The following is a 25,627-nucleotide window of genomic DNA, read 5'->3' as shown; positions in this document are numbered from 1 at the left end:
CTTCACCAGTGAATTCAACATGAATCCGAACTATCTCGACTTCGAACAGCCCATCGCGGAACTCCAGGAAAAGATCGACGAACTGCGCAACGTCGGTTCCGACAACGCCATCAACCTGGAAGAAGAAATCCAGCGCCTGCAGACCAAGATGCACCAGAAGATTGAATCCATCTTCAGCAACCTGGATGCCTGGCAGATTTCCCAGCTCAGCCGCCACCCCCAGCGTCCCTACACGCTGGACTACGTGGACATGCTGTTCGACGAGTTTCATGAATTGCACGGTGACCGCGCCTTTGCCGATGACCACGCCATCGTCGGCGGCCTGGCGCGTTTCCGTGGTCGCGGCGTGATGCTGATCGGGCACCAGAAAGGCCGCGACACCAAGGCCAAGGTCTTCCGCAACTTCGGCAGCCCGCGCCCGGAAGGCTACCGCAAGGCGCTGCGCCTGCTGCGCACGGCCGAACGCTTTCGCCTGCCCGTGCTGACCTTCATCGATACCCAGGGGGCCTACCCCGGTGTCGGCGCCGAGGAACGCGGCCAGTCCGAGGCCATCGCCCGAAACCTGGCGGTGATGTCCCGGCTGGAAACGCCCATCATCTGCACCGTGATCGGTGAGGGCGGCTCCGGCGGCGCGCTGGCCATCGGTGTCGGCGATCGCGTGAACATGCTCCAGTACAGCACCTACTCCGTAATCTCACCGGAGGGCTGTGCGTCCATTCTCTGGAAGGACGCTGCCCATGCCGAGGAAGCCGCCTCCGCGCTGGGTATCACCTCCGCCAAGCTTTCTGAACTTGGCCTGGTCGATGAAGTGATTCCCGAGCCGCTGGGTGGTGCACACAAGGATCCCGAAGCGGTCGCGGCCAGCATCGGCGAGACGTTGGAACGGCAGTTGAACGAACTGACCGCCATGACCACGGACAAGCTGCTGGACCGCCGTTACGACCGGCTGCTGTCCTACGGCCGCTACAAGGACTGACCCCATCACCATGAGTGGCCAGGACACCGGGTTCAGCGCCAGGTGGCTGGCCACGCAACTGCCCGCTATCTCGCCGGGCGGACGATTCATTGTTGCCCTGTCGGGTGGTGCGGATTCCAGTGCACTGGCCGTAGCCATGGCGGCACTCGCCACGGAACTGGGTTTGCCTGTTGAAGCAGCTCACATCCATCATGGCGTCAACACACATGCTGATGCCTGGCAGAGGCACTGCCAGGCGCTTTGCGAGCGCATTGGTCTGTCGCTGGTCGTGCGCCGCACCCGGCCCGACCCGGACAGTCGCCTGGGCCCCGAAGCGGAATGGCGGCGTATTCGTTATGCCGAGTTCGAAGCGTTACTGCAAAACGGCGATGTCCTGCTGACCGCCCACCACCAGGGCGACCAGGCCGAGACCCTGCTGCTGAACATGACCCGTGGTAGCGGACCTGATGGTCTCGGGGCCATTCCCCGCTCGCGGCAGCTCGGCCAGGGACGGGTCTGGCGCCCACTGCTCGACATCGGTCCGGAGGCATTACGTGACTACCTGCGCGACCAGGACCTGGACTGGATCGACGACGACTCCAACAGCGACACGGCCATGGACCGGGCCTACCTCCGCCAGGCCGTCCTGCCGGTCATGGAACAGCGTTGGCCGGGCATCGCCGCGCGGCTGGCGCGCGTGGCTGGCCACCAGGCCGAGGTGTCCAGCCTGCTGGCCCAGGCCGCCGAACCCTGGCTGGAACAATTGCGCCTCGACGGCCACGTCCTGCCCTGGTCCGGCCTGCGCCAGGTTAGGCCCTACCTGGCCAGCGTCGTCATCCGGCACTGGCTGCGTCGACGGGGCCTTTCGACACCGCCCGGAAAGCGCCTTGACACATTCCTGGAGCAGCTGGCAACCGCCGAGGCCGGCTCGGCCACTTGCCTGGCCTGGAGCGGCCACGCGCTGCGCTACTTCGATGACGCCCTGTGGCTGGGTGCGGACGCCTACCCGGCACCAGCACAGCCTTGCCAGTGGACAGGGGACCAGTCCCTCGACCTGGGTCCAGTAGCGGGTGGGTTGTCATCCGCAGCTGCCAACGACGCCACCACCGAGTTGAGCGTCCGTTTCCGTAGCGGCGGGGAGCAGTTCCGGTTCAGCACCGGGTCACCGCGGCGCGCGCTGAAAGACCTGCTACGCGAAGCCGGCATCCCGCCATGGTTCCGCGAATTTGTTCCCCTGATCTACCGCGGGGACACGCTGGTGGGCGTCGGCCACTGGTTGCTGGATCCCGATGGACAGGAATCCACTGGGAATGTACTGCAGACCCTGTCGTGGCAACCGGCCGACCCCGTGTTGAAACAACTGGCTGACCGGCTTGGACAACAGCAGCACACCCGCCATGATTCCCTTGAATCCCCACCCGCTCTGGGGTAGTGTCGCTGCGCCTTCGCGAGGATCATCGAATGTCAGATAAATCGCCCGAAAACCCCGACTTTGAACACGCCCTTTCCGAGCTGGAAACCCTGGTGCAGAAGCTGGAGTCCGGGGAACTGACGCTGGACCAGTCACTGACCGAGTTCCGCAAGGGCGTGGAACTCACGCGCCGTTGCCAGGCGGTGCTCGACAAGGCCCAGCTGACCGTTGAACAACTGCTGGACATCGATGATGAATCCTCCGCAAGCGACTTCAAGCCGGGTGACTGAAACCGCCCCCGACACGCCATCGCCGTCGGACCAGGCGGCCCTGTGGCGACAGCGTTTCGAGTCCGAGCTGGAACAGCGACTGCGGGAAACCGGCGACACGCCGGGAGACCTGCTGGAATCGATGCGCTATTCCGCCCTCGCCGGCGGCAAGCGCATGCGCCCCCTGCTGGTCTACGGTGCCGGCCAGGCCCTCGGCATTGACGTTGACGAACTGCACGGCATCGCCGCGGCGATCGAGCTGATCCATGCCTATTCGCTGATTCACGATGACCTGCCCGCCATGGACGACGATGACATCCGTCGGGGCCGGCCGACCAATCACCGGGTGTATGGCCAGTCCACAGCGATCCTGGCCGGTGACGCGCTGCAGGCATTGGCCTTCGAAGTGCTCGCCAATGATGCCAACCTGTCACAAAACCCGGCGGCACAGGTCCGCGTGATCGGCGCGGTCGCCCACGCTTGCGGAGCCGCGGGCATGGCCGGAGGGCAGGTTCTGGACCTTGCCGCCATCGACAAGACCATCGACGCGACGGCACTGGAGACGATGCACCGGCTGAAGACCGGTGCGTTGATCCGCGTCAGCGCCACCGCGCCCGCGCTGTACGCCCTGGCGCCCGCCGATCAGGCCAGTGCACTGTCCGATTACGGCGCCTGCGTGGGCCTGGCCTTCCAGATTCATGATGACGTGCTTGATGTCACGGCCAGCAGCCAGCAGACCGGCAAGCCGTCGCAGGGCGATGCCGCCCGCAATAAGCCCGCCTTTCCGTCCGTTCTGGGGCTGGAGCGGTCGCGCGAGCGCGCGTCGGAGCTGGTCGAAAAGGCCACGCGCTCTTTGTCCGAACTCCCGGGGGATACCCGTGCCCTGGCGTGGCTGGCGGGTTACGCCATCCGCCGTGAGGGGTAAAATAGGCCTGTCATGACGTCCAAGTACCCATTACTGGAGCGCGTAGAAACGCCGCTCGACCTGCGCGAACTTGATGAAGCGCAGCTGCCGGCGTTCGCCGAAGAACTACGCGAATACCTGATCGATTCCGTCTCCAGCGCGGGCGGGCACTTCGGCGCCGGCCTGGGTTGCGTGGAACTCACCGTGGCCCTGCATTACCTGTACCAGACGCCTGAGGACCGGATCGTCTGGGATGTCGGCCACCAGGCCTACCCCCACAAGATCCTCACCGGGCGCAAGGCCGAGATCACCACGATCAAGAAAAAGGACGGCCTGGCGCCGTTTCCCAAGCGCGAAGAGAGCGAGTACGACACTTTCGGCGTGGGTCATTCCTCCACGTCGGTCAGCGCCGCCCTGGGCATGGCGCTGGCGGCCGAGCGCCTGGGTCACGACCGCCGCGTGGTCGCGGTCATCGGCGATGGCGGCATGACCGCCGGCATGGCCTTCGAGGCGCTGAACCATGGCGGTGACATCGACCCCAATCTGCTGGTCGTGCTGAACGAGAACCAGATGTCGATTTCGCCGAATGTCGGCGCGATGACCAAGATGCTCGGTCGCCTGATGAGCGGCCCGACGATGATGGGCATTCGTGAGCGTGGCAAGCGCATGATGCGCAAGGACTCACCGGCCTGGCGCTTCATGAGCCGATGGGAAGAGCACGTCAAGGGCATGGTGATGCCCAGCACGCTGTTCGAGGAGCTGGGCTTCAACTACCTGGGCCCCATCGACGGCCATGACCTGCCGACCCTGCTGCGCTCCATTCGCACGGCGCAGACGCTGGAAGGCCCCATGCTGCTGCACATCATCACCGCCAAGGGTAAGGGCTATGCGCCGGCCGAGGACGACCCGGTCAAGTACCACGCGGTCAGCCCCTTCGATCGTGACGAGGGCGTCAAGAGCAAGCCGCGGCCACAAAAGCCGCTGCCGACCTACACCGAGGTGTTCGGGCGCTGGCTGTGTGACACCGCCGAGCAGGACAAGCGGCTGCTGGCCATCACGCCGGCCATGCGGGAAGGCTCAGGCATGGTCGAATTTCACGAGCGTTTTCCGGAACAGTATTTCGATGTCGGCATCGCCGAACAGCATGCCGTGACGCTGGCCGCCGGCATGGCCTGCGAAGGCGCGCACCCGGTGGTCGCGATATACAGCACCTTTCTGCAGCGTGCCTACGATCAATTGCTGCATGATGTCGCCCTGCAGAACCTGCCGGTGCTGTTCGCCATCGACCGCGCCGGCCTGGTGGGTCCCGACGGCCCGACCCATGCCGGCAGTTTCGATTACAGCTACCTGCGCTGCGTGCCGAACATGGTCATCATGGCGCCGGCCGATGAAAATGAATGCCGGCGCATGCTCAAGACCGGGTTCGCCTATGAAGGGCCGACCGCGGTGCGTTACCCGCGCGGCAAGGGGCCCGGCGTCGAGGTCGACCCAGGCGCACCCGGCCTGGAGATCGGCCGTGGCAAGGTCATTCGCGAGGGCCATAAGGTCGCGATCCTGGCCTTCGGCGCCATGGTCGACGCATCCCGCCAGGCCGCCGAGGCCATCGACGCCACGCTGGTGAACATGCGCTTCGTCAAGCCGCTGGACACGGCCCTGGTCGAACGTTTGGCCAAGAGCCATGACCTGCTGGTCACGGTGGAGGAAAACGCCGTGCTGGGTGGCGCGGGAAGCGGCGTTAATGAAGCCCTGGCCGCGGCCGGCGTTCTGGTGCCCATTCTCAATATCGGGCTGCCTGACGCGTATCTCGAACACGGTAGTCGCGAGGAATGCCTGGAGGACGCTGGACTGCACCCCGACGGCATACAGGCGTCCATCGAGGCCCGCCTACGCGCCCTGCCCGGCCAGGCCAGCCCTGCGGCCGGCCCGGTCAGGCTCGCGACGGGCGCGGTGCCCCTGCAGGGGCAACACGGCGAAACGTCAGGTTAATTCTCCGGCCCACCGGCTGGCGGGTCCTGGGAATCGAGTGCCGGAAGTTTGCCTGGCTATCGCCAGACATGACCAGCAGGCTGCCATTTTCCAGCGACAGCCCCGTTGACGGGCCACTCTTGCCATGGCGGACCCGCATCACGCGGGTGGCCCCCAGGCTGACCGAGGCGATGACCGGTTGTGCGCCCAGTTCCGGCTCGTCGTCGGCATGCCAGCCCATGGCGTCATCGCCGTCGCGATAGGCATTCAGCAGGACCGCGTTGAATCGGACCCCCAGGTGCTGGTCTAGCTGCGCCGCAAGGTCCGCGATGTCAGCCGGAAACTCGTCACCCGACATTTCCAGCCCGCTGTAGCGATAGCGGACACCCCGTTCTGCATACCAGGCCGTCAATCGGGGCTGCCTGACCGTGCGACCGAAAAGAACGATGTCCAACTGCTCCCATGGCGTGTTCGCCCAAAGGGCCGTGAACAGCACATCGGCCTGCCCGGCAGGAATGAATGATGGTGTGTAACTGAACCCAGGGAACTCAGTCATCCCCTTTAGCGCCCACCCTGACGGCGAGCACATCGTGACAGGCGCCATGGAGCACGGAATTGGCCGTCGAGCCCAGCAACAACTGAACACCCTTCTGGCCGTGTGTTCCGATGACGATCAGGTCGCAATCGATCTCATCCGCCAGGGCCTTGATCTCGCTCGCCGGCGTGCCGTATCGCAAGTGCGCCTGCCCGGCCGCGACCGAAAACCGGGTGGCCCAGTGGTCGAGGCGTTTGCGCAGTTCATCTCTCAACTTATCCTCGGCCTCGTCGACACCGGGAAAAACCGGCCCGAATGGCACCACGCCCATGTAGACCGTGTCCATCGGCTCCTGGACATGAACCAGGTGCAAATCACCGTCACCGGCAATCGACCGCGCACGCTCAATGATTTCCCCGGACTCGTCGCTCAGGTCAATCGCCACAAGGACTTTCTGGCCACCACTCACGCGCCCGTCTCCTGTCAGTCAAGCGCCGCGATGCACTCGATCTCCACGCGTGCATCCAGCGCCAGTCCGCTCGCACCCAATGCACTGCGGGCCGGCGGGTTCTTCGGGAAATAGGTCATGTAGACCTCGTTCATGGCGCCCCACTCGGCCATGTCGGCCAGGAAGACCGTGCATTTGACCATGCGGTCCATGGAGCCGCCGTATTTTTCCACCGCGGCCTTGATGTGCTCCATGGTCTGCCGGGTTTCCGCCTGGATGCCGCCTTCGACCAGTTGCATGGTTCCGGCGATATTCCCCAGCTTGCCCGACAGGAACAGCAGGTTATCCACCCGCACCGCGTCAGAGAACGGCAGTGGCCGTTCCGATTCGATGGCGTGGTATTGAAGGTCGTCATCCCCAAACAGCGGGAAAGAAGCACCAATCAACATTAAAATAAACGCATATTTCATTGTTTTCACGTGTTTTCCTCTGGTCATATCTCGTTGTTCCTGGCCGCTTCAATAATCTTGTCGGCGGCCCTGAAGGCCAGCGCCTGGATGGTCAGGGTGGGCTGGCCCCGCCCCGACGACACCAGGCTTGAACCATCACAGATAAACAGGTTGGGGACATCATGACTACGATGCGCCGCGTCGACGACCGATGTGGCGGGGTCGTTGCCCATGCGACAGGTCCCCAGCAGGTGCGCAAGCAACGTCTGCGGGACCACCGGCTCGCGCCAGGTCCGGCGGGCGCCGGCCGCGTCCATGATCTCCTCACCGCGGTCTTGCAGGAATTGCATCATGGCCAGGTCGTCGTCGTGGTCCCGGTAGGTCACCCGCAACGCCGGGCGCCCCTTGTCATCCGTGACCGTGGGGTCCAGGCTGACACTGTTTCGCTCCAGCGGTACGGAGGTCGTGCTGCCGAGCACGGCGACATGGTGGCTAAAACCGAAGTCCACATCGCGCCTGAAATCTTTGCCCCAGCGCGGTGTACCCATTCCGGTTTCGGTGAGCGCGTGCATTAGCGGCGTGGCGTTGAGCAGGGGGCGGGCATCGATGCCACCGCCGCCGTAGTGGCCCCGGGCCGGATCAGTCTCGTAGAAATCATGGATGATGCGGGTCACCTGGATACTCTTCCAGTCATTGACCGGCTCGTCGAACGTCGCGTGCAGTGTCGAATGGCCATTGCCCATCAGGTACTTACCGACTAGTCCGGACGAGTTGGCCAGGCCGTCGGGGTGCGCGGAAGACGCCGACATCAGCAACAGCCGGGGCGTTTCCGCGCCGTTGGCCGCCAGGATGACTGCCCGCGCCTTCTGGGCCTGCTCCGCGCCCTGGGCATCGTAGTAGCGCACCTGGTCAACCCGGCCATCGTCACCCGTGTCCACCCGGTAGACCGTCGAAAGCGGCCGGATCTCGCATCGCCCTGTGGCTTCAGCCTGTGGCAGGACCGTTGCCAGGGTGGACGACTTGGCGTTCATCTCGCAGCCAAAACCCATGCAAAAGCCGCAATGCACGCAGGCCGGCCGGCCGTTGTAGGCCTGCGACAGGATGGCGACGGGGGCGGCCTGCGGGTGCAGGCCCAGTGCCCTGGCCCCTTTCTCCAGCAACACGCCGGACGATTTCACCGGCATGGGTGGCAACGGGTATGGCTTGGAACGCGGTGGATCGAATGGCCCCGGCTCCCCGGACACGCCGATCTCCCACTCGACGCGCGTGTAATAGGGTTCCAGTTCGTCGTAGCTGATGGGCCAGTCGGCGAAACCGGTACCCGACATCGGGCCGAGCAGGCTGCGCTCCTTGAAGTCCAGCGGCCGCATTCGCCAGTAATTGCCGGAAAAATGGACGCTCGCGCCACCCACGGTCCGGGCGTACAGGGCGGGTGGCAATCCGCCATTGGCATTGGCGTCGGCAACCGCATCGGGGTCATCGCGAAAGGTCTGCGGATCATTCCACCCGGGATGGGACGTCATTTCGCCCTGGATAAAATTGACCATCTCGTCGTGGCTGAAATCGGCGGCCGTGCGGTAAGGCCCCTGCTCGAGCACGACCACGTCGAAACCGGCCGTGGACAGTTCCCGGGCCAGGATGCCACCGGACGCGCCCGATCCGACAATGACGAAATCGACAGGCTCGCGGGTCGGAAACCGCACCGCCGGCTCAGGCGCTGGCATCGTAGTACCCAAACGGTGGCGTCCAGACATGACGGCTTTCGAAACCGATGGCTTTCCAGCCGGCGAGGTCACGGTTGCCGCCGTAAACGGGCAGCGTGAATACGCCGCACATGGTCAAAAAATGAATCGTACCGAAGAAGGGCGTGTTTTCGACCTGTGTAAGCACCCGGGTCTGGGCATCGAAATCCAGGTCAGCGTAGGTGCTGCCAGCGGTAGCGCTCGCCCTTTGATCGAGATCCGTCATGCCGTCGCGGACCATGCCCAGCGCCCCAGCCATAAAGCCTGCAAGCGCCGCGTCCATGAACCGCACCGCGCCGATATCGGCCGCACCCGGACCATTGTCGGGAGGATAGACCTGGTCCGCCACCGCCCGCAGCGTGGCGACCTCGGCGGGTTGCAGAATCGCCCATGGGGCCGTCGCTTCAATCGACGCGGCCGCGGCCTCGGCTGCCGCGAGAACGCCCGGGGCGTTCAGCCCGAGCCAACCGGCGCCAAGCAGGCGCCCCCCGATTCCCAGGCATTCCCGCCTGGACAGATGACTAGCCATGCGCACCCTCCCCTCGTTGTTTCACACAAGCATAGCATCGGTGTGAACAAAATCACCGGGACGCCCGGGAACCGGGCTGGACGGCTTCAGCGCATCCTGAACGCCCCTGCCATCAACTCATCGCGAACCCAGGTCTCGAAGCGGTCACCGTCACAGCAGGACACGATACGCCCTGCCTCGGCCAGCAGTTCGACCATCCACTGCCGGCATCCACCGCATGGCGGCAGTGTCACCGGGCCCGGAACATAGATCAACACGGCATCCATTTCACCTGGCCGGACGCCGCCGACGATGGCTGCCGCAAAGGCATTTCGCTCCGCGCACTGGGTCAGCCCATAGCTGTCACTCTCGACATTGCAACCGGGGAAGACGGCCCCGGACACGGCGCGAACCGCGGCACCCACACGGTAGCCGCTGTGTGGCGACCAGGCCTGGGCGCTGGCTTGCCTGGCGACCGGGCGCAGGCGCTCGACCAATGCTTCGGCCTGTTCCACGGGGCTCGCGTCTGTCACGCTTCGTTCACCAGTGCTGGCAGGATGGCGTCGATGACGGCGCCGAAAGCGGACTGCCGTTCTGCCGGCGTGAAATGCGCCCCGGCCGGAATGACGTCACTGACGGTCAGCAGAGTCAGCGCCCGGCGCTGATGCTGGCGGGCCAGCGCATAAAGTGCCGCCGTCTCCATGTCCAGGGCCAGTACGCCCGCAGCGGCAACCCTGTCGACGAATTCCGTGTCCGGGTGGTAGAACCAGTCTGTCGACATCACCTCGCCAGCGGTTACGGCGAGTCCGGCCGATACTGCCGCGTCATAGGCGGCGCGCGCCATGGCGAAGTCGGCCGCCGGCGCATAGTCCCAACCCGAGAACCGCTCCCGGTTCATCGCCGAGTCCGTACTCGCCGCGGTCGCCAGCACCAGGTCACCCAGCTGCAGATCAGTGGTCAACGCACCGCAGGTGCCCACGCGCACGATGCGCTGGACGCCGAAATGATCGTAGAGCTCATGCGCGTAGATGCTGATGGATGGCATGCCCATGCCGGAACCCATGATTGACACCTCGTGCCCCTGGTACCGGCCGGTGAACGCGAGCATGTTACGCACGCCATTGACCTGCTTCGCGCCCTCCAGCACCTGCGTCGCCAGGGCCTGCGCACGCAGGGGATCACCCGGCATCAGGACCAGTTCTGCGAAATCGCCCGGGCTGGCGTCGATATGGGGTGTGCTCATGTTACGGCCTCATTAGTGTTGGTGGCCCGGGCGTTCGACCCGGTAAATCATCGTCGTTTTCACCGGCTTCTCGGGGCCAATGCTGACCAGCCGGGCCAGCCGTTCTGCCGCCGCCTCTGCCGCCGCCTCATCCCGTGCATGAATGTTGCCCAGTGCATCGTCCGCATCGAGCCGGTCACCCACGGCGCACAGGCCACTGACGCCAACGGCCGGGTCAATCGTGTCATCTTCGCGCCGGCGACCGCCACCCAGGTCCCGAACCAGGCGTCCGACTTCGAGCGCATCGACGGCCTGTACATAGCCTGCCGCACCCGCCGATACGCGTCGGATGACCGGTGCGGCGCGCAGGTGGTCATCCACGCGCTCCATCAGGTCACGCGGCCCGCCCTGGGCGGCGACCAGGGTTGCGAAGCGCTCCGCCGCGTCGCCGCTGTCCAGGGCATGATCGAGCATTCGCCGGGCTGATTCGTCGTCGGCGGCGCCCCCCACCACGCGCAGGGCTTCCACGGACAGCGCCATGACCACCTCCGTGAAGCGTGGCTCACGCCGGCGACCAAGCAGAAAGTCGATGGCCTCGCGCACTTCCAGCGCATTGCCCGCGGCGGATGCCAGGGGCTGGTTCATATCGGACAGCACGGCGTGACACGGCAAGCCAGCGCCGGCCGCGACCTCGCACAGCGCAGCGGCAAGGTGCCGGGCCCGGCCAAGGTCTTCGAGAATGGCGCCGCGCCCGACCTTAACGTCCATGACCAGGCCATCGAGCCCTTCCGCCAGTTTCTTCGAAAGGATGGACGCCACGATCAGCGGCGTGCAGGACACCGTGGCACTGACATCACGGGCCGCGTACATGCGGCGGTCGGCGGGCGCCAGGTCCGGCCCCTGCCCTACCAGCGCGAATCCGTGCCGGCGAACATGGGCCTGGAAGTCCCCGATATCGATATTGACACTGAAGCCGGGGATGCTCTCGAGCTTGTCCAGTGTGCCCCCGGTATGGCCCAATCCCCGGCCCGAAATCATCGGCACGTACACACCACACGCTGCCAGCATCGGTGCCAGCACCAGGCTGACCAGGTCGCCGACACCGCCCGTGGAGTGCTTGTCGACGACCGGGCCGTCGAGGTCGTCCCAATTCAGTACAATGCCGCTGTCGCGCATGGCGAGCGTCAGGTCGGCCTGCTCGCGGGGCGACATGCCTTGCTGGTAGATGGCCATCAGCAACGCGCCCAACTGGATGTCGCTGAGCGTGTGCTCACCGATACCCTGGACGAGATGCTGGATGGCGGCGGTTTCGAGTTCACCGCCGTCGCGCTTGACCTGGATCAGGTCCGCGGCATTCATGGCGCCGGCGCGCGTCGTCCCCCGCCGAATCGCAACCAGGCCAGCACGGCCAGGTTAGCAACCACGGCAAGTAACAGCCACAGTGCCGCCACCAGGTCGAGCACCTGCTGGCGACTCGCGTCGAGGATGACCGACAACGCCATCATCGCCATGCTAACGAAGACCAGCCAGCGCACCCAGGGCCGCTGCCGGGCCACGCCGACGGCCAGCGCCACGTGTATGCCGGTGAGCACAAGCATCAATAGCGCCGGTTGCACCCAGCCATCGAGTTCGCTCTTGACATGCCCGGCCAGGTAATACGAACCGGCCGCGAACAGGCCCAGGAAGGCGACCAGCCACAGCGCCAAGGCTAGCAGCCTGCTTCCCGCATCCACCACATTGGGATTCGCGCTCATTGATTTCCTGTCAGGGAAACGGCCTTCATTGACCGGGACATGAAGAGAAATTCAAGCATGGCCATTGCCACCAACGTGAGCGCGAGTAACTCGACACCCTCTTCTGCGGCATTCTTCACATGGCGCATGTATTGCTCACCCATGACCAGCTTCCAATGCGTGGTTTGACCAAAAAATCGTGAAAACGCGAGCACGATTACCGCAGTGGCAAACATGCCGAAGGCAGCGGACCGAACGTACTCATTGGCCTGTATCATGATGCGCTTCAACCGGGGAACTGCGTACACGGTCACGGCTACAGCGACTACCGCCGCGAAATACTTCCAAACGCCGTGGGGCAGAAAGAGCTCGAAAGTAGCATCATTCTCACGCAACAACAGCATAAACAGCATCGCCGCGAGACAAATGGCCAATTCGCGACACGTTGGCGACCTCCAGGCGCTGATCAGTGCGAAAATGACGGCCAGGAAGAGCATGCCCGAATGAAGGCGTTCGACAATTCCCCATTCAGAATACATATCTGCAGGACCGAGCAGGCGCGTTTCAAGAATGAGCACCTCACCCAAAAAATAGGTCGACAAAAGGTACAGGAAATACCTGATTCCAACTCCTGTCATTTTCCTCCCCCTTCCACGGAGTCAATCCGACTTCCGTCGGACCGACCCTAGCCGCACTTGCTGTAACCGCAGGACAGGCAGGTAGCGCAGTTGTCCATGATGACCATGGCCTTGGTGTTGCACTTGGTGCACAAAGAGGCCGAGGCCGGGTAACCCGAATCCTCTCCGGCTGCCTGGTTCGTATCAGTCAGCGTTTTTTTTTGACCCGCGGCCTCGGCCTCCGCGCGCTTCTGGTCGAGCATCAGCATCTGCTGCTCGGACAACTGCTCCTTCTCCATCAGGCCGATCTTCTGCAGGTGATGCTCAATCACCGCGCCGATCTCAGCGATGATGGACGGCATGAACTTGCCACCCGGCTTGAAGTACCCACCCTTGGGGTCGAACACGGCCTGCAATTCCTCGGCCAGGAACGTCACGTCCCCGCCCTTGCGGAATACCGCGGACATCAGCCGCGTCAGCGCGACGATCCACTGGAAGTGATCCATGTTCTTGGAATTGATGAAGATCTCGAACGGCCGGCGCTGCTCGTGCTCGGTCCCCGGGTTGAGCACGATGTCGTTGATGGTCACGTACATGGCGTGCTCATCAAGCGGCGTCTTGATCTTGTAGGTCGAGCCTTCAAGCGCCTCGTAGCCTTCCGGGCGCTGCACCTGCTCGGTCATGCGAATGACCTTTGCGCGCGTGCGTTCCTCGGCTTCCGGCTTGCCTTTTGGCGCCTTGTCTTCGGGCTTGGCCACTTCGTAGCCGACGATCTTGTTGTCTATTTTGATGGACATGTGAGCTTCTCTCTCGACGGCCGTTCTCAGAACTTGCCGTAGTAACCTTCTTTCAGGGCATCGAACAGGTTCGCGGCGGTATGGGTCTCACCGTCGTACTCGATCTCTTCGTCGCCCTTCACCTCGACCACGTTGCCGTCTTCGAGCACGAAGCGGTAAGTGGTGTTCGCCAGGTCCTGGTCCTTGACCAGCACGCCCTGGAACGCTTCCGGGTTGAAGCGGAACGTGGTGCAGCCCTTCAGGCCCTTGCCGTGCGCGTAGGTGTAGATGTCCTTGAAATCCTCGTACGGGTAATCCGTCGGCACATTGGCGGTCTTGGAGATACTGGAATCGACCCACAACTGCGCGGCGGCCTGGATATCGACGTGCTGGTCCGGGCTGACGGCGTCCGAGGCAATGAAATAATCGGGAAGTCCATGCTCGGCATCCGCCCCGTCCGGCATGGCCTGGGCGTCAACCAGTTCACGATAGGCCAGCAACTCGTAACTGAGCACCTCGACCTTTTCCTTGGTCTTGCGGCCTTCACGAATGACGTTGCGGTTGTAGTGATGCGCGAAGCTGGGCTCGATGCCGTTGGACACATTGTTGGCCAGTGACAGCGAGATCGTGCCGGTGGGCGCGATCGAGGTGTGGTGCGTGAAGCGCCCGCCTTCGGCAATCAGCGCCTCGACCAGTTCCGGCGCATGCTGGGCCACGCGCTGCATGTAACGGCTGTATTTCGCGTGCAGCACACGACCCGGGACGGTATCGCCCACCTTGTAACCATCGGCCTGCATTTCCGGGCGCCGGCGCAGCATGTCACCGGTGACCTCGAAGGTCTCGTCCATGATGGGTGCAATGCCTTTCTCGCGCCCCAACTCCAGCGACTCTTCCCAGCCGGCAAGTGCCATTTCACGCGCCACCTTCTCGGTGAAATCGACTGATTCGGCTTCGCCGTACTTCATGCCCAGCAGGGTCAGCGTCGACCCCAGGCCGAGGAAGCCCATACCATGACGGCGCTTGCGCATGATCTCGTCACGCTGCTTTTCCAGCGGCAGGCCGTTGATCTCGACCACGTTGTCGAGCATGCGCGTGAACACCTTGACCACCTTGCGGTACTCGTCCCAGTCGAACGCCGCCTGGGCCGTGAACGGGTCGGTGACGAACCGGGTCAGGTTGACCGAACCCAGCAGGCAGGCGCCGTAAGGCGGCAGAGGCTGCTCGCCACAGGGGTTAGTGGCGCGAATGTTCTCGCAGAACCAGTTGTTGTTCATCTCGTTGATGCGGTCGACGAGGATGAAACCCGGCTCGGCGAAGTCGTAGGTGGAGGACATGATCATGTCCCACACCCGGCGCGCCGGTATGCGCTTGTAGATGCGGCAGGCGACCAGGCCATCCTCGCGGGTAACATAGTCATCGGTGACCGGCCATTCGCGCCAGAGCACCTGTTCCGGGTCATCCAGGTCAAAATCACCGGACTCGTCGCTGGCCAGCGGGAACGCCAGCGGCCACTCGCCACCCTCGCGCACCGCGTCCATGAATTCATCGGTGATCAGCAACGAGCAATTGAACTGGCGCAGGCGGCCGTCTTCACGCTTTGCTCGGATGAACTCCATGACGTCAGGGTGGCCGACCTCGAAGGTCGCCATCTGCGCACCGCGGCGGCCACCGGCCGACGACACGGTGAAGCACATCTTGTCGTAGATATCCATGAAGCTGAGCGGCCCGGAGGTGTAAGCGCCGGCACCCGACACGTAAGCGCCTTTCGGGCGCAGCGTCGAGAACTCGTAGCCAATGCCGCAACCGGCCTTCAACGTCAGGCCGGCCTCGTGGACCTTGTCCAGGATGCCGTTCATTGAATCATGAATGGTGCCCGACACGGTGCAGTTGATGGTGGATGTGGCCGGCTTGTGCGCCTCGGCCCCTGCGTTCGAGGTGATGCGCCCGGCGGGAATCGCGCCGCGGCGCAGCGCCCACAGAAACGCCTCGTACCATTTCTCGCGCAGTTCCTTGCCCTTTTCCACCCGCGACAAGGCGCGCGCGACACGCTTGTACGTGTCGTCAATGGTGTGATCGATAATTTCCCCTGTTTTGGACTTCAGCCGGTACTTCTTGTCCCAGATGTCCCAGGACGCTGGCTGGAGAGGAATCGCTTGCGAATCAGTCACGGATGACTCGGCTTGGACACTGCTCATGAACTCTCCCACCCAATTATTTGGTTTTGCTTGGTTTGTCGGCACAAGTGCTTGTGCCTCTTTGTTTGCGCCGGACACAAGATATTGTGCCAAGGAGTCACAAGATACGCCTGCTTTGGGGGGCTGTCAAATGCCGTGAGCCGCCTTTTCGGGCCTTGCTCATTTCACGCTTTCCTCTTCTTTTACAGGAACATAGGCGACGCCAAGGGAGCACACAACGACAGCCGGTTGATCCGCCCTGACGATGCGATGCGGGTTTGCGGGATGTTCGTTTCGTCGCAAACCGCCGTTCCGGCGGTCAGGACGCGTGTTCGGGCTTCTGGTCGCGCGCGAGCAAACGACGGACGCAGGCCTTGGGATCCTGACCCTGGTGAATGATGCCGAAGACCTCCCGGGAGATCGGCATACTGACATCGTGCGCCTTTGACAGGCGCCTGACTTCAGTCGAAGTACCGATCCCTTCGACCACCTGGCCGATGTCCCTGACCGCGGTCTCGATATCGTCGCCACGACCCAGCGCCAGGCCAAGGCGGCGGTTTCTCGACAGGTCGCCCGTGCAGGTCAGCACCAGGTCGCCCATGCCGGCAAGGCCGGTCAGGGTTTCCGGGCGGGCGCCCATGGCCTCACCCAGGCGCATCATCTCCGCCAGGCCCCGGGTCACCAGCGCGGCGCGGGCGTTATCACCCAGCCCCATGCCATCGGCAATGCCGGTGGCCACGGCCAGCACGTTCTTGACCGCACCACCGAGCTCGGCGCCAACCATGTCGGTGGAGGTATAGGCACGGAAGGCCTCGCCATGCAGCCGCTGGGCAACCTCACGGCTGAAATCTTCATCGAAAGCGGCCACGGTAACCGCGGTAGGCAGGCCCATGGCAACTTCGCGGGCGAAACTGGGCCCGGTGATGGCCCCCAGCGGGACGTCATCACCCAGTTGCTTCTGGGCTACTTCATGCAACAGGCGTCCGGTGCCGGGCTCGAAACCCTTGCAGGCCCAGACGATGCCCTGCCCCGGTTGGAGCAGCGGCTGCAGCCGGGTGATGGTATCGGCGAAGGCATGGCTGGGCGCGGCCACCAGCACCACGTCCCCTGCCGCCACGGCGGCATCGAAATCTGCCGTGGGCTGGAGCCCGTCTGGAAATGCGTTATCGGGCAGGTACCGGGCATTGCGCCGGTCAGCCGCCATGGCCGCGACGTGCTCCGGGTCTCGCGCCCAGAGTGACACGGCCTGGCCGTTCCGCGCCAGCTGGATGGCCAGCGCGGTACCCCACGAACCGGCGCCGAGAACGCCGATGGCGGTCGCGGCGCGGCTCATGTGGTGTTCCGGGTCACGCCTCAGGCGTTGCCGGCTTCGATGTCACCCGCAGCCTGCTGCATCTGCGCTTCCTGCAGGCGCTGCTGGTAGACGTGATCGAAGTTGATCGGCTGCAGCACCAGCGGCGGGAAACCGCCATCGGCCACCAGGCCGGTGATGGTGCGGGCCGCGTACGGGAACAGCGAGTGCGGGCACAGGGTGTTCAGCGCGGCCTGCAACTGCGCTTCTTCCAGGCCGTTGATGCCGAACAGGCCGGCCTGGTGCACTTCGGCCAGGTATGCGGTCTTGTCCTTTGACGTTGCGGTGACGGTCACCGACAGCACCACTTCATACAGGCCTTCGCCAACGTTGTTAACGCGCTGGGCCAGGTTCAGCTTGATTTCCGCCGCACCCTCTTCCTGGAACACCTGCGGCGCGCCGGGAACCTCAAAGGACACATCCTTGACGTACAGCTTCTGCAACTGGAAGCGGGCGCCGGTGGCCGGCTGTTCGGCCGCGGCCGCGGGAATCTCGTTCTGCTCTTCTGCCATGACTAAAAATCTCTTTAGGTTGGTTTGAAAGTGGCGCCGGGCCGTACCCGGGCCAAAGTAAAATTATCCCACCCCGCGGGGCGGGTTGGCCAGTTCAGGCCCGGGTCACCGGGAACTGGTCCGAGGCCCACTGGGCCATGCCGCCGCGCAGGACAACGACGTCCTCCGCCCCGGCCTTGATCAGTTTCTGCGCGGCCTGCGGCGCGGCCTGGCCGTTCTTGCAGACCACCAGCAGGGGGCCGGACACCAGCTTGGCGACCTGCTTGTCCGGGTTGTCCAGCGCCGATACCGGCACATTACGGGCGCCCAGGATGTGGCCGCGATTGAAATCGGCGGCCGATGACACATCCAGCACGGCCGCGTTGTTGCGGTTCATGAAAGCCACCGCCTCGGCCGGGCCCAGGGTCCGGAAACGCTGGCCACGACGCATGACCTCGGTCGCCACCAGCAACACCAGTACCGCCAGGAAGCCGCCTGACAACAGGATGTGATTACCAATGAACTCCATCAATTGCTGCATGGTTGTGCCTTTGTGATAATGCCGTTTTTCGCCATGCTCCGGCGGGTGAGCATCATCTGGTGGCGACCGGATGGTTTTGCAAGTCCACCGGCGACATCACTTGAACACTTTCAAACCGGAAACCACCCGACCCATGTCAAATTCTCCACTGGTACTCATGATTCTCGACGGCTGGGGCTACCGCGAGCCCGGCCCGGACAACGCCATCAGCCAGGCCAACACGCCGAACTGGGACACGCTGTGGGACACCGCCGCGCACACGTTGATTGACACGTCCGGCGAGTCCGTCGGCCTGCCCGCCGGGCAGATGGGCAACTCCGAGGTCGGGCACATGAATATCGGCGCCGGGCGCGTGGTCTACCAGGACTTCACCCGCATCACCCAGGCGGTCAAGTCCGGGGAAATCACCGAAAACGCTGTATTGGTCGACGCCATCGAAGCGGCCCAGGCCACGGGGCACACCGTGCATATCATGGGACTGCTGTCTCCGGGCGGCGTTCACAGCCACGAGGAACACTTCCGCGCCGTCGTCGAAATGGCGGCCAGCAAGGGCGCCGGGCGCATCCGCGTACACGCCTTCCTGGACGGGCGCGACACACCGCCACGCAGTGCCCAGCCGTCGCTGGCAGCCATGCAGTCGACGCTGGACGGCATCGAGGGTGCCGCTTACGCCACCGTGACCGGGCGCTATTACGCCATGGACCGCGACCAGCGCTGGGACCGCGTTGAGAGGGCATGGAAGGCCATCGTTGAAGCCGACTCAACCTACAGTGCCGGTTCGGCCGGCGAGGCACTGGGCGCTGCCTATGGCCGCGACGAGAACGACGAGTTTGTGGCGCCCACGGTGATCGGCGATTACGCCGGTATTGCCGATGGCGACGCCGTGATTTTCGTGAACTTCCGTGCCGACCGCGCCCGCCAGATCAGCCGGGCCTTTCGCGAGCCGGGCTTCGATGGCTTCGAGCGCCGCGTGCCCGATCTGTCGGCCTATGTCTGCATGACCGAGTACATCGCCGGCCTGCCCGCTTCGATCGCGTTTCCGCCGGAATCGCTGAGCGACCTGCTGGGCGAAGTGCTGTCACGCGAGGGCCTGCGCCAGCTGCGGGCCGCGGAAACCGAGAAGTACGCACACGTCACGTTCTTCCTGAACGGTGGCCGCGAGGAACCCTTCGCAGGTGAGCAGCGCATCCTGATCCCCTCACCCAGGGTGGCCACGTATGACCTGCAGCCGGAAATGAGCGCACCGGAACTGGCCGAGGCGCTGGATACGAGCATCCGCTCCGGTGACTTCGACGTCATCATCTGCAATGTCGCCAACCCCGACATGGTCGGACACAGCGGCAAGATGGACGCGGCCATGGCGGCCGTGGAAGCCGTTGACGCCGTTATCGGCCGTGTCTGCGCGGCGCTTGACGCGACCGGCGGCGAACTGCTGCTGACCGCCGACCACGGCAATGTCGAGCAGATGTCAGACCCCCACTCCGGCCAGTCGCACACCGCCCACACCACCAACCCAGTGCCGCTGGTGTACCGCGGCCGCGCGGCCCGGCTCGAGGACAACGGCAGCCTGCGTGACATCGCGCCGACAATGCTGCACCTGTTGAAGCTGACCCAACCGGCCGCCATGACCGGGCGCAACCTGGTTCACCTGGACGACGGGCAGAACGGCAACGGTTGAGCCTCGCGGTGACACGGATCGCGCTCGTCGGCCTGGTTTTGCTCCTGGCCGCAACGGCCCATGCCGCCGACGAGCGCGAAGATACGCAGCAACGACTGGATTCGGTCAATGCGGACATCGCCCGCCTGCAGGCCGAACTGGAACAGGAACGCGCGCGCCAGGGCGACGAGCAGGCCGCGCTGAAAACAATCGACCTGGCCCTGCAGGATGCAGCCCGGCGCAACCGCGAGCTGGCCAGCACGCGCGCTGACCATGATGCCGAAGTTGTTCGGCTGGAGGCCGAGCGTCTGGCGTACATCGACCGCCTGGCCGACAGCGGTGACCGGCTGGAAGCGCAGGTCCTGGCGGCCTGGCGTGCCGGGCGCGAATCACGCATCAAGCTGCTGCTGAACCAGGACGACCCGTCCCGCGTGCAGCGCCTGCTGGCTTACTACGAGCACCTCAGCAACGCCCAGGGCGAGCAGATTCATGCGCTCGAAGCCGCCCTCGACGACCTGGACGCCATGACCGCCGCGATCGAAGCCGAACTGGCCGAACTGGCGCAGGCGGAAGCAGCACATCGCGCCGCGGAGGACGAGCTTCGCGGCCAGCGTGAGCAGCAGGCCCTGACCCTGGCCGCCATCGAGGCGGCGCTGGACGAGGGTGAAACACGGCTGCAAACCCTGCAGCGTGACCGCGCCGACCTGGAGACCCTGCTTGAGCGACTGGACGACAGCCTGGCCGACATCCCCAGCGACCTGGGCGGAGGCCTGCACCCCACCGAACTGAAAGGCCAGCTTCCCATGCCGGTCCGGGGCCGTGTCGCCGCGGCCTATGGCCAACCTCGCACCGCCGGCCTGCGCTGGCAGGGCTGGCTGATCAGCGCCCCGGCGGGCACCGACGTCAACGCCATTGCCTATGGACGGGTCGCCTACGCGGACTGGTTGCGTGGCTACGGCCTGCTGCTGATCATCGACCACGGCGACGGCTTCATGAGCCTGTATGGCCATAATGAGGCATTGCTGGCGGAGGTGGGCGACTGGGTCCCGGCCGGGCGCACCATCGCCCAGTCCGGACGGAACACGGGGCAGTCGGAAGGTGTCTATTTCGAACTGCGCCACGACGGCAGCGCCGTCGACCCCGCCGCCTGGATTGATCGAAACTGAGAGACCGCCATGCACCTGACCGCGACACGCATCCTCGCCTGCCTGGCCCTGCTGGCCAGCGCCCTGCCCTCGAATGGCCATGCCGAAGCCCCAGCTGAAGACAGCTCACGGCTGGATGATTTGCGCACGCTGTCCGACATGGTTCAGCTGATCCGCGACAACTACGTCGACGAGATCGGCGAGGACGACCTGTTACACAGCGCCATGGCCGGCCTGGTCGCCGGGCTGGACGAGCATTCCGGCTGGCTGCCGGCCAGCCGCTTCCAGGCCCATAACGACAGTTCCCGTGGTCGCCAGGGCGGCATCGGCGCAACGTTCGAGGTGAACGAGAAGCGGCTCTTTGTCGATGCAATCGCCCCTGACTCACCAGCCGAGATCGCGGGGCTTGAACCCGGCGACCAGTTACTCGCCGTCGATGGCGAACCCGTGCGCGGCCGTCGGCTGGACACCTCGCTGCAGGCCCTGGACGGCGAGCCGGGCACGACCGTGACGCTGCGCATCCGCGACCGCAGTGGCGCGAAACGCACCATTGACATCGAACGCGCCTATGTGCCCGTCGACAGTGTCAGCGGCCAGTGGCTGGAACCCGGAACGGCCTATCTCGCCATCAGCCACTTCAATGACCACACGGACCGTGATTTCGAGCATGAACTCGAACAGCTGGGGCAGCAGCCGGGCGCAATTGAGGCGAGCCGCATCATCATCGACCTGCGCGACAACCGCGGTGGGGTCCTGACCTCGGCGCTGGCCGTGGCCGACGGATTTCTCGAAAGTGGCCTGGTGGTCGAAACGCGGGGGCGTACGCCGTCGACGCGGATGAGCTACGTCGCCCAGCCCGGCCAGTGGCGCCCCCAGGCCCGGGTCGCGGTGCTGACCAGCTCGCTGACGGCGTCTTCGGCCGAGATCCTGGCCGGGTCGTTGCAGGACCATGGCCGCGCCATCGTCCTGGGACGGACCAGCTTCGGCAAGGGTACCGTGCAGTCCGTGGTGCGTTTGCACAACGGCTCGGCGCTGAAGTTCACGACGGCGCGCTATTACACGCCGTCCGGGCGGGAAATCGACCAGTCTGGAATCAAACCGAATATCGAAATTCGGGGTGGGCTGCACCCAACGGGCGACGTCAATGACCCCGTGATCGGGGCGGCGATGTCGGCCCTGAAGACTGACCCGCCCGAGCCGGAATCAGCTGCCCTGGCGACCGGGGCCTGACAGGGGGAACGGGGTCACCTTTTCTCCGGACTCACGGTCGCGGATCACCGACTGGCCCTTGCGGCGGACCTGCTCGATCCTCAGCACCGACTGCATCGGCAGGTGCAGGACCTCGACATCGGCAAATTCGTCGCGCAGCTTCTCCTCGGTGGGGTCGACCACGACCGCGCCGGCGTCATCAAATACCAGCCCGGAAACCTCGACAAAGCCCCAGAGTCCGCTGGACACCACGCCGGTACAGTAGATTTCGTAGACCTTTCCGTGACTGAGAAAAGCAACCCGGTATAGCGTTTTGGACGACATGCGAACAGTTCCCCAAGGAATTCAGTAGCGGCGTGGCCGGAAGTGACTGGCCGCCCGCGCCAACAGCGCCAGCATCAGGCCGAGCGCGAACCCCGTCAGGTGGATCCACCAGGCCATCATTCCGGAAATGGGGCCGACCATGGAGTAAAGCAACTGCAATGCGAACCAGGAGCCAATGACCAGCAGCGCGGGCACGCGAACGGATTGCACGACCAGCCCCAACGGCAGGTAAAGGCCAATCTGGCGCCCCGGGAACAGTCCCAGGTAGGCGCCCAGCACCGCGGATACCGCACCGCTCGCGCCAATCACGATGGTATCGACCTGGGGCAGGCGTTGCGCCAGGATCAGGTAGGCGCCCGCCCCGCCAAGGATGAACACCAGCAGGAGAAACAGTGCCCCGCGCAATCGCTCGATCGGAATGCCGAAAACCCACAGGTAGGCCAGGTTACCCAGCAGGTGCAGGAACTCAACGTGCACGAACAGTGCCGCCAGCAACGGCCGGAAGGTCGCCGCATGCCACTCGCTCACCGGCATTGCAAAGGCCCTGGCCATCGAGCTGGGGTTAACCCCGGCGACCTCGATGACGATCCGGTGTTGCAGCGGCGGAAGTAACGCAATGAGGATGTAAACGGCCAGGCAGAGCACCGTCAGCAACAGGGTCACCAACGGCAAGCCGCTACGGCGTTCGAACAGCCGCTTTTCCCGCCCCTTGCCCCAGGCCGACGCCATTGCGGTCAGGGCTTGACCAGGAAGCGGTACGCGCCTTTGCGGAACACCACGCCATCGCGCCGGATGCGCACCAGCATGACACCCGAGCCGGCATCATCCCCCTCACCCAGGCGCCGGCCATCGACCAGCGCGAACCGGTTAGCAGGCTCATCGGAGTACACCATTACGGTCACGGCCAGTGGCGGCAGGCCGTTGCGCACGGAGCCGGGCAACTCCCAATAGGTCAGCACCTGGGCCCGCGCCTGCCCGTCCGCGCCGTCGCCATGATTCGCGTCATCAAAAGATTCACGGGCGCGGGTTTCATCAGGACGGGATTCTGTGCGCTGCACTTCAGCCGACTCGGTTACCGGTGATGGTTCGCGCAGGGGCGTCATTTCTTCGGCCGATGCTGTCGCGTCGGCGCTCGGTGATTCGCCTTCATCACTGTCGGGCGCCCTGGCCAGGCTCGGCGAATCCGGCAAGTCTTCAACCGGTGAGCGGCGGGTAACCACCCGGGCCTCATTGGCTGTGACTTCACGGCCATCGATATCGGCGGTATTGGGCGATGATGTATTCTCGCCAGCAACATCATCGGCAACGCCCGCTGCTTCGGCCGCAGCCACGCGGCGCTCCTGGCCGACTGACTCACCCAACGGCGCATACTGTTGCCACGCCAGCCAGCCGATACAGGCCAACACGGGAACGACGACTACGGCATACCGCCAGGCAGAGCCCGTGCGATCACCCTGGGGGCCGCCCGGCTCCCCGGCGTCAGTCGCCAGGCTGGGGGCCTCCCCCAGGCGCTGGCGCCGTTCGGATTTCTTCAGTGCATCGAGCAGAATCGACATGGTTCAGGCTCCGCTCACGAACCCGGTGTCGAGCCGTGGTTGTTCAATTGAAAATCGCATCAGGTACAGCAGCGTTCGCGGGCCGACGATACCATCCACATCCAGTCCGTGGCGTCGCTGGAAGTCGCGCAGCCAGGCCTCGAACTCGGGCCCGAAACCGGGCGCACCCCGGTAAGGCGTGTCGGCCAGTGCCGCCATGGCCATGAGCCGGTCCACCACCGGACCCGAGTCGCCGGCGGACACCTGCCTGGGCCATGCGGACGCCTGCGGCCAGGCCACCAGGAACGACCCGAACCATCGCGATTCGAGCGCCTGGCGGCTGATCCGCTCACCGGATCCGGTCAACAGGGTGTCACCATCGATACCGGCCAGCATCACGGGCGTCGCCGCGTTGCCCTCCAGCTCAATGATGACTGGCAAACCAATCTGCAGGATACGTGACCAGGTCCCCTGTTCCCTGACACAGGCATAACCCAGGCCCTCCTGGCCACGGCAACTGGCCTGGACCAGTGCGGCATCCGCCGGCCGGCCCCAGGCCGTGGCCAGTGACGGCCAGGCCGCCGCGCTGGCGGCCAGGAGCCATTCATCGGTGATTTCGGTCACCGCCCGGGGCGCGGCCTGGGCGTCCCCAGCCGTGATGTTTTCCTGGGCCGGCAGGGCCGGTTCAGGCGCCTGCGTATCCGGCATGGTCACCGGCTCTACCGTGGCAACCGAAGGTCCAGGCGGTGTGCCCTGGCGGGTCGCCTGCCAGCTGACGGCCAGCGCAATGCCCACCAGCACGGCCGCCGCAGCCAGCCAGGGCCAACGCGACCGGTGCACACCCGGCTCACCCAGTTGGACTTCGTCAGCCGCCGCATGGACCAGGCGCGCGTCCCCGCGCTCGCGCTCGCGGGCATAGGCGCCCGCTAATGCCCGGTCGGCAATGATATTGATTAACCGCGGCACGCCGCCGGACCGCTGGTACAGGGCGTTAAGCCCCGCGCGGGAAAACAGGTTGCGGTTGGCGCCGGCGACTTCCAGCCGGTGCGCTACGTAATGCCCGGTCTCTTCCCGGTCCAGCGGTGCCAGGTGGTAGCGCGCGGTAATGCGCTGCGCCAGCTGGCGCAGGTCGCGCCGCTGCAGCAGCTCACGCAGTTCCGGCTGGCCCAGCAGGATAATCTGCAGCAGCTTGTCCTTGCGGGTTTCCAGGTTGGTCAGCAGGCGGACCTGCTCAAGCGACTCCGGGCTCAGGTTCTGGGCCTCGTCGATGACCACCACGGTGCGACCACCGCGTTCGTGCACATCCAGCAGAAACACGTTCAGCCGGTCGACCAGCGACTTGGCGCTGCCGCGCGCGCCGTCGATGTCTATGGCCAGTTCCTCGCAAATGGCCTCGAGCATCTCCACCGGGTTCATTAGCGGATTCAGGACCAGGGCGACATGGGTGTCCTCCGACACCTGTTCCAGCAGCGCCCGGCACAGCGTGGTCTTGCCGGTCCCGACTTCGCCGGTCAGCTGCACGAAACCGCCACTGCCACCCTGCCCCACGCCATAGAGCAGGTGCGCGAAGGCCTCGCGGTGTCGCCGACTCAGGTAAATGAACGTCGGGTCGGGCGTTATGGAGAATGGCGTTTCCGCCAGTCCGAAGTATTTGAGATACAAGCCG

The 25,627-nt window shown here is 64.7% G+C and carries 27 protein-coding genes; 8 read left to right on the top strand and 19 right to left on the bottom strand.

Translation table 11 applies throughout. The annotated features are described in order from the left end of the window. Nucleotides 1-19 precede the first annotated feature (19 nt). The 5 genes from F3N42_RS06745 to dxs are packed head-to-tail and all read left to right on the top strand — an operon-like array spanning nt 20 to nt 5,525. Entirely contained in the window at nt 20-976 is a 957-nt protein-coding gene (locus F3N42_RS06745; protein WP_150863661.1) for an acetyl-CoA carboxylase carboxyltransferase subunit alpha, read from the top strand. Nucleotides 977-986: 10 nt separating this feature from the next. Next, nucleotides 987-2,387, top strand: coding sequence for a tRNA lysidine(34) synthetase TilS (gene tilS / locus F3N42_RS06740; protein ID WP_150863660.1), 1,401 nt, complete (start codon nt 987-989; stop codon nt 2,385-2,387). A gap of 29 nt (nt 2,388-2,416) precedes the next feature. Beyond that, nucleotides 2,417-2,656, top strand: coding sequence for an exodeoxyribonuclease VII small subunit (locus F3N42_RS06735; RefSeq protein WP_150863659.1), 240 nt, complete (start codon nt 2,417-2,419; stop codon nt 2,654-2,656). Beyond that, nucleotides 2,649-3,560 (top strand): polyprenyl synthetase family protein, encoded by a 912-nt coding sequence (locus tag F3N42_RS06730; RefSeq protein WP_224784780.1) that lies wholly within the window; start codon nt 2,649-2,651, stop codon nt 3,558-3,560. Before F3N42_RS06735 ends, F3N42_RS06730 begins: the two co-directional genes overlap by 8 nt. Nucleotides 3,561-3,572: 12 nt before the next feature. Next, entirely contained in the window at nt 3,573-5,525 is a 1,953-nt protein-coding gene (gene dxs / locus F3N42_RS06725) for a 1-deoxy-D-xylulose-5-phosphate synthase (protein ID WP_150863657.1), read from the top strand. Here dxs and F3N42_RS06720 read toward each other — a convergent pair. The 15 genes from F3N42_RS06720 to F3N42_RS06650 form a co-directional block, all read right to left on the bottom strand. Next, a complete protein-coding gene (locus tag F3N42_RS06720) occupies nt 5,467-6,060 on the bottom strand; it encodes an alpha-ketoglutarate-dependent dioxygenase AlkB family protein (RefSeq protein WP_191621277.1) in 594 nt (197 codons plus the stop codon). The genes dxs and F3N42_RS06720 overlap by 59 nt on opposite strands. Then, on the bottom strand, nt 6,053-6,508 hold the full coding sequence (locus F3N42_RS06715) for a universal stress protein (RefSeq protein WP_191621276.1): 456 nt from the start codon (nt 6,506-6,508) through the stop codon (nt 6,053-6,055). The genes F3N42_RS06720 and F3N42_RS06715 overlap by 8 nt, the downstream gene beginning before the upstream one ends. 14 nt (nt 6,509-6,522) lie before the next feature. Then, on the bottom strand, nt 6,523-6,957 hold the full coding sequence (locus F3N42_RS06710; protein ID WP_150863892.1) for a RidA family protein: 435 nt from the start codon (nt 6,955-6,957) through the stop codon (nt 6,523-6,525). Nucleotides 6,958-6,980: 23 nt separating this feature from the next. Then, on the bottom strand, nt 6,981-8,660 hold the full coding sequence (locus F3N42_RS06705; RefSeq protein ID WP_191621275.1) for a GMC family oxidoreductase: 1,680 nt from the start codon (nt 8,658-8,660) through the stop codon (nt 6,981-6,983). After that, a complete protein-coding gene (locus F3N42_RS06700; protein ID WP_150863653.1) occupies nt 8,647-9,207 on the bottom strand; it encodes a gluconate 2-dehydrogenase subunit 3 family protein in 561 nt (186 codons plus the stop codon). The genes F3N42_RS06705 and F3N42_RS06700 overlap by 14 nt, the downstream gene beginning before the upstream one ends. A gap of 86 nt (nt 9,208-9,293) precedes the next feature. Then, complete coding sequence (locus F3N42_RS06695; RefSeq protein ID WP_150863652.1) at nt 9,294-9,719, bottom strand: cytidine deaminase; 426 nt, start codon at nt 9,717-9,719, stop codon at nt 9,294-9,296. Continuing rightward, nucleotides 9,716-10,429, bottom strand: coding sequence for a purine-nucleoside phosphorylase (deoD, locus tag F3N42_RS06690; protein ID WP_150863651.1), 714 nt, complete (start codon nt 10,427-10,429; stop codon nt 9,716-9,718). The genes F3N42_RS06695 and deoD overlap by 4 nt, the downstream gene beginning before the upstream one ends. 12 nt (nt 10,430-10,441) lie before the next feature. Continuing rightward, the gene (locus tag F3N42_RS06685) at nt 10,442-11,767 is read right to left on the bottom strand and encodes a thymidine phosphorylase (protein WP_150863650.1); all 1,326 of its coding nucleotides are present in this window, start codon (nt 11,765-11,767) and stop codon (nt 10,442-10,444) included. Beyond that, entirely contained in the window at nt 11,764-12,162 is a 399-nt protein-coding gene (locus F3N42_RS06680; RefSeq protein WP_150863649.1) for a hypothetical protein, read from the bottom strand. Before F3N42_RS06680 ends, F3N42_RS06685 begins: the two co-directional genes overlap by 4 nt. Then, nucleotides 12,159-12,779, bottom strand: a complete 621-nt coding sequence (locus F3N42_RS06675; protein WP_150863648.1) for a hypothetical protein — start codon at nt 12,777-12,779, stop codon at nt 12,159-12,161. Before F3N42_RS06675 ends, F3N42_RS06680 begins: the two co-directional genes overlap by 4 nt. 47 nt (nt 12,780-12,826) lie before the next feature. After that, on the bottom strand, nt 12,827-13,555 hold the full coding sequence (locus F3N42_RS06670; RefSeq protein ID WP_150863647.1) for a TSCPD domain-containing protein: 729 nt from the start codon (nt 13,553-13,555) through the stop codon (nt 12,827-12,829). A 26-nt stretch (nt 13,556-13,581) separates the two neighbouring features. Next, nucleotides 13,582-15,729 (bottom strand): adenosylcobalamin-dependent ribonucleoside-diphosphate reductase, encoded by a 2,148-nt coding sequence (locus F3N42_RS06665; RefSeq protein ID WP_150863646.1) that lies wholly within the window; start codon nt 15,727-15,729, stop codon nt 13,582-13,584. Nucleotides 15,730-16,027: 298 nt separating this feature from the next. Then, nucleotides 16,028-17,041 carry an NAD(P)H-dependent glycerol-3-phosphate dehydrogenase gene (locus tag F3N42_RS06660; protein WP_150863645.1) on the bottom strand — a complete coding sequence of 338 codons (1,014 nt, stop codon included), beginning with the start codon at nt 17,039-17,041 and terminating at the stop codon, nt 16,028-16,030. 20 nt (nt 17,042-17,061) lie between these two features. Further along, the gene (gene secB / locus F3N42_RS06655) at nt 17,062-17,571 is read right to left on the bottom strand and encodes a protein-export chaperone SecB (protein ID WP_150863644.1); all 510 of its coding nucleotides are present in this window, start codon (nt 17,569-17,571) and stop codon (nt 17,062-17,064) included. Nucleotides 17,572-17,665: 94 nt separating this feature from the next. After that, on the bottom strand, nt 17,666-18,091 hold the full coding sequence (locus F3N42_RS06650) for a rhodanese-like domain-containing protein (protein WP_150863643.1): 426 nt from the start codon (nt 18,089-18,091) through the stop codon (nt 17,666-17,668). Nucleotides 18,092-18,224: 133 nt separating this feature from the next. Between F3N42_RS06650 and gpmI the strand changes: the two genes are divergently transcribed. The 3 genes from gpmI to F3N42_RS06635 are packed head-to-tail and all read left to right on the top strand — an operon-like array spanning nt 18,225 to nt 22,123. After that, a complete protein-coding gene (gpmI, locus tag F3N42_RS06645) occupies nt 18,225-19,769 on the top strand; it encodes a 2,3-bisphosphoglycerate-independent phosphoglycerate mutase (RefSeq protein WP_150863642.1) in 1,545 nt (514 codons plus the stop codon). Between the two features lie 8 nt (nt 19,770-19,777). Beyond that, nucleotides 19,778-20,914, top strand: a complete 1,137-nt coding sequence (locus tag F3N42_RS06640) for a murein hydrolase activator EnvC family protein (RefSeq protein ID WP_150863641.1) — start codon at nt 19,778-19,780, stop codon at nt 20,912-20,914. 9 nt (nt 20,915-20,923) lie between these two features. Beyond that, the gene (locus tag F3N42_RS06635; RefSeq protein WP_150863640.1) at nt 20,924-22,123 is read left to right on the top strand and encodes a S41 family peptidase; all 1,200 of its coding nucleotides are present in this window, start codon (nt 20,924-20,926) and stop codon (nt 22,121-22,123) included. Here F3N42_RS06635 and F3N42_RS06630 read toward each other — a convergent pair. From F3N42_RS06630 to F3N42_RS06615, 4 genes are read right to left on the bottom strand one after another with little or no spacing between them, the layout of a single operon-like run. Then, nucleotides 22,097-22,426, bottom strand: coding sequence for a DUF1820 family protein (locus tag F3N42_RS06630; RefSeq protein ID WP_150863639.1), 330 nt, complete (start codon nt 22,424-22,426; stop codon nt 22,097-22,099). The genes F3N42_RS06635 and F3N42_RS06630 overlap by 27 nt on opposite strands. 21 nt (nt 22,427-22,447) lie before the next feature. Continuing rightward, nucleotides 22,448-23,155, bottom strand: coding sequence for a rhomboid family intramembrane serine protease (locus tag F3N42_RS06625; RefSeq protein WP_150863638.1), 708 nt, complete (start codon nt 23,153-23,155; stop codon nt 22,448-22,450). A 5-nt stretch (nt 23,156-23,160) separates the two neighbouring features. Further along, complete coding sequence (locus F3N42_RS06620) at nt 23,161-23,982, bottom strand: general secretion pathway protein GspB (protein WP_150863637.1); 822 nt, start codon at nt 23,980-23,982, stop codon at nt 23,161-23,163. A 3-nt stretch (nt 23,983-23,985) separates the two neighbouring features. After that, a complete protein-coding gene (locus F3N42_RS06615; protein WP_150863636.1) occupies nt 23,986-25,623 on the bottom strand; it encodes an ExeA family protein in 1,638 nt (545 codons plus the stop codon). Between the last annotated feature and the right edge of the window lie 4 nt (nt 25,624-25,627).

Origin of the sequence: Marinihelvus fidelis (genome assembly GCF_008725655.1) — a bacterium.
In the GTDB taxonomy this organism is placed as follows: Bacteria; Pseudomonadota; Gammaproteobacteria; order Xanthomonadales; family SZUA-36; genus Marinihelvus; species Marinihelvus fidelis.
This window is presented reverse-complemented; position numbering and strand designations above follow the sequence as displayed.